Raw genomic sequence first — 4,410 nt, 5'->3', positions numbered from 1 at the left:
GAAGTCTGGCGGATGGGTAGGATGGGGGGGCGTTCATGAGAATCGCCATTATAATTGAAGGAAGAACCGAAAAGGCTTTTCTGCCCTATCTTCGCAAATACTTGCTTGGAAAACTGACTGACAGAATGCCGAACCTTGATCCAGTTCCTTACAATGGGCGGATTCCGAAGAAAGAGGAATTAAAAAGAAGAGTGGACAACCTCTTAAATGACCGGCGCAGTCCAGCAGACCATGTGATCGCCCTGACAGACGTATATACAGGCAGTCGCCCACCTGAGTTTCAAAATGCAGATGAAGCTAAACGGTTGATGAATACTTGGGTAGGAGATGAGTCACGATTTCACCCGCATGCAGCTCAGTACGAATTCGAAGCCTGGCTGTTGCCGTATTGGGATACAATTAAGCGCTTGGCTGATCACAATAAATCCGCTCCTGCTGGCAACCCGGAAAAAGTCAACCACAATAATCCACCTTCACGTAGGATAGAAGAGATATTCGGAATTGGGAGTCGCGGTAAGGGATATATGAAAGCAGTCGATGCCGGTCGTATTCTACGCGAAAACGATCTGTCCGTGGCTATCGCTCAATGCGTAGAATTGAAAGCCTTCATAAACACAATTCTACGTGTGTGCGGTGGTGAGCTTATCCCCTGACCACCATCGAGTAAGCAAATTGTAAAGCACAGGAGAATCCATATGTTCTGCCGGGTGCTGACTGACGAGCAGATCGAGCGGATCCACCGGGCTTCGCTGGGCATTCTGGAGCGAGTCGGCGTCACCGTGCCCCATCCGGGCATGCTGCGGATGTTCGCCGAGGCCGGGGCGAAAGTCGATTTCCCGGCCCTGCGGGTGCGTATCCCCGAGGAGCTGGTCATGCGCTGCGTGGCCAGCGCGGGCAAGAGTTTCACCCTCTATGGCCGCGACCTGGACCGCACCGCCGCTTTCGGCCAGGGCAGGCGCAACTACAACTCCATCGCCGGCGAGGCCTCCTGGGTCGAGACCCCGGGCGGGGAGCGGCGGTTCACCACGCTGCAGGACGCGATGGAGGCCACCCGGTTCGCGGACGCACTGGCCGGGATCAACCTTCCCGGCGCGATGAGCGACCCCCACGGCATGCCGGTGGCCAGCCGCAGCCTGGAGGTGTTCGCCGCCATGCTGCGCCAGACAACCAAGCCGGTCACGTTCTGGTTCCACGACCGCCCCGCGGCCAGGTTCATCGTGGAGTTGTGCATCGCCCTGCGCGGCGACAGCCACCGGGCCGAGAAATACCCGTTCTGCTACCCCTTCCTCGAGCCGATCAGCCCGCTGCGTTTCCCGTTCAACGGCATCGACCTGCTGTTCGAGACCGCGCGGATCGGCTTGCCCGTGCCGATTGGCCCGATGGCCCAGATGGGTCTTTCGGCCCCCTGCACCGTGGCCGGCACCCTGGCCCAGGAGAACGCCGAAATCCTGGCCGGGGTCTGCATCACCCAGCTCATCCGTCCCGGCCTGCCGGTATGCTACGGCGGCATCTGCCACGCTTTTGACATGAGCACCACCCAGATGATTTTCTCCGGCCCGGAGCAGGCGATCTTCGGGGTGGCGATGACCCAGATCGGCAAGCACTACGGCTTCCCGGTCTATATCAACGTCGGCCTGACCGACAGCAAGCGCCCGGATGCCCAGGCCGGCCTGGAATGCGGGATCACCCTGGCCCTGGGCGCAGCGGCCGGGGCCGACATTTTCGGGCACATGGGCATCTCGGGGGTGGACCAGGCCAGCTCGCTGGACATTCTGGTGCTGCAGGATGAGATAATCCGCTACGTGGAGAGCACCTGCCGCGGGATAGAGGTAAGCGACGACACCCTGGGGCTGGATGTTATCGAGGCTGCCGGGCCGGGCGGCACGTTCATCGACACCGAGCACACGGTGGAGAATTTCCGGCGCGAACTCTGGGTGCCCGGCCTCCTGGACCGTCAGTACTACCAGGCCTGGATAGACTCCGGGGCGCAATCGATGGAAGAGCGCTGCCGCGCCCGCAAGCAGGAAATTCTGGCCACGCACAAACCCGTGCCGCCCACGGATGACCAGGAGCGGATCATCGCCGAAATCCTGGCCGCGGCGCGGCGCGAGCTGGCCGTCTGACCACCCTCACTTGACCGGCCGCAACTCCAGCAGGCTCACCGAGTGCGGCGGAAGGTTGAGGCTCAGGTGCAGGACCGGGCCATCGGAGAACACCTGACGGTCCGGCTCGGCCTTTTCCAGGCCCATGCGGCGGTGCAGCTCGGCCAGCAGGTTGCGGTCGGGGCCCAAAGCCGCGCCGCGCGCCTGCCACAGACTGTAGCTGTTGCTGTGCTCCCGGTCGATCCGCCACATGGACAGCCGGTGCGCGCCGGGGGCGGCCAGCTCCAGGGCCACCGCCCGGGCTGTGTCCGCGCCGGTCTGCGGGTTGAAATTGACCAGCGCCAGCCGCAGAAGGTTGCCGGAGGCCACCGCCCCCAGCCCGGTGACATCCGGGCTGCCCTCGACCGAGACGTTCAGGCGGCGGCCCTCCAGGCGGCCCAGCACGCGCAGGGCGTTGAGCACCGGCTTTTCGATCCCGAACGCGGTGAGAAGCGTGCGCTGGCCCTCGAAAGGACGGCGCCCCGGGAAGAAAAAAGTGTCCATGAACAACCCCTCCAGCGGGTTGTCCGGCATTTCATCCCGCAACGCGGTCATGCGCGCGGCCAGGGCGCACTGGAAGGCAGGGAAATACTCGCTGTTGCGGTACTCCACGTTCGGGTCCTCGTACACAGATGTGCTCACTCCGAAGTCGATGTCGCACTCGCTGATAATGACCGGAATACCACGGCAGCCCGGTATCCGCGCCAGGTGATCGAGAGTCGCGCGCGTGCGTGCCAGCATCCCCTCCAGGTCGGGCGAACGCCGCTCGTATCCCAGCTTACCGCGCAGCGCCTCGGAGGTGAAATCCCCCAGCTTGCGGCTGCCCCCGCCTTTCATGTGGAAAGTGATGAAATCCAGGGGCGCGCCGTTGCCACCGCTCGCGTAGTTCTTCCCTTCCAGACAGTGCCGCACGAACGTTTCGAGGAACTCGGCTCCTGCCTTGCTATCCGGCCCGGCCAGGGCGCACCCGCCCACCTTCGCTCCCGGCAGAGCCGCGCGCAGCCCGGCCGCGGCGTGGTCGTACAGGCGGCAGTAGTCCTGGGCGCTCGCATGCCAGTAGAACTCCAGGTCCGGCTCGTTCCAGACCTCCCAGCGCCACAGAGTGACCTTGTCCGCACCGTAACGCTCGGCGCAGTGCGCGGCTACGTTCCGCACCAGCTCCTGCCACTGTTTCCAGTCGCGCGGCGGGTAACGGTCGATGTAATCCCAGTCCCGCCGCGCACCCTCCGGCGGGGCCGCGCTCAGCGAGTCGGGCATGAAACTCAGGCAGACAAAGGGCACCATCCGGCTTTGGACCACCCGGTCGAAAATCTGGTCGAACAGGGTAAAGTCGTATATTGGCCGGCGGTCGCGTCCGATCTGATATACGTTGGTCGAGCTGGGGAAACCCGTGCCGCTGCTGAGGCTGCACATCAGGCGGCGGTAGAGCGGGCGGCCCGTGGTGGCGGCCAGCTTTTCCATAAGCTCCAGCCCCTCGGGCAGGAGAGTGGCGCTCAGGTCCCCCATCACGCCGCAGTTCAGAAACGGCAGCTCCGCGCCGGAGGAATCCGGTGTCACCCGCACATGCACGCTGTCCGGCCCGGGCGCAGCAAACCCGCTGGCGGCATGGATTAGAGCGAAAGCGAAGCTCAGGACGAGCACGGCCACAGTCTTGGGCATACTCCCTCCGGGGGCTTTGCTGTTCTGGCGCCTCGGATGGCGCACGGCAAGGCGAATCCCTTGCCGCTCGCGCATCCGGCGCGATCCGAACGAGCGATACGGGCATTGAGGCAACACGGAGCGAACGAGGATAATATAAAGAGCATAGAAAAAATTCAAACAATAGTGTTGAAGCTGGAGTAAACTACTGATATTATTGAATCAGGGGAATCGTTTCGTAGATTAAAACCAGAAAAACGGGAAGGTCTTCCATGGAGTACGTAAACATCGGTAACCTGAGGGTCAGCCGCCTGATCACCGGCAGCAACCCTTTCAGCGGTTTCAGCCACCAGGGCGCCTCGCGCGACCGCGAGATGATGAGCTGGTACAAGAGCGAGCGGATCAAGGCCGCCCTGCGCGAGAGCGAGCGGGTGGGGATCAACACCCTGGTCGCCCGCACCGACCACCACGTGATGCGTTTCCTGCTGGAGCACCGCGACGAGGGCGGCCGCATTCAGTGGTTCGCCCAGACCTGCCCCGAGGTGGGCCCGCAGCACATGTGCGTGGAGCGCGCGGTGGCCGGCGGCGCGGTGGCCTGCCACATCCACGGCGGGCTGATGGACTACCTGTA

General features: G+C 63.2%; 4 protein-coding genes. 3 read left to right on the top strand and 1 reads right to left on the bottom strand.

From position 1 onward, the window contains the following. Nucleotides 1-35: 35 nt before the first annotated feature. Both LLH00_18915 and LLH00_18910 read left to right on the top strand, forming a co-directional pair. Nucleotides 36-653: a DUF4276 family protein gene (locus LLH00_18915; GenBank protein MCE5273355.1), complete on the top strand. Its 618-nt coding sequence runs from the start codon at nt 36-38 to the stop codon at nt 651-653. A gap of 42 nt (nt 654-695) precedes the next feature. Then, nucleotides 696-2,123: a trimethylamine methyltransferase family protein gene (locus LLH00_18910; protein ID MCE5273354.1), complete on the top strand. Its 1,428-nt coding sequence runs from the start codon at nt 696-698 to the stop codon at nt 2,121-2,123. 6 nt (nt 2,124-2,129) lie between these two features. On the opposite strand, the gene LLH00_18905 is transcribed toward LLH00_18910, so the two are convergent. Continuing rightward, entirely contained in the window at nt 2,130-3,800 is a 1,671-nt protein-coding gene (locus LLH00_18905) for a hypothetical protein (GenBank protein ID MCE5273353.1), read from the bottom strand. A 251-nt stretch (nt 3,801-4,051) separates the two neighbouring features. On the opposite strand from LLH00_18905, the gene LLH00_18900 reads away from it, so the two are divergent. Further along, the coding region (locus tag LLH00_18900; protein ID MCE5273352.1) for a hypothetical protein at nt 4,052-4,410 on the top strand (359 nt) is incomplete at its 3' end.

The organism is bacterium (genome assembly GCA_021372515.1).
In the GTDB taxonomy this organism is placed as follows: domain Bacteria; phylum Gemmatimonadota; class Glassbacteria; order GWA2-58-10; family GWA2-58-10; genus JAJFUG01.
This window is presented reverse-complemented; position numbering and strand designations above follow the sequence as displayed.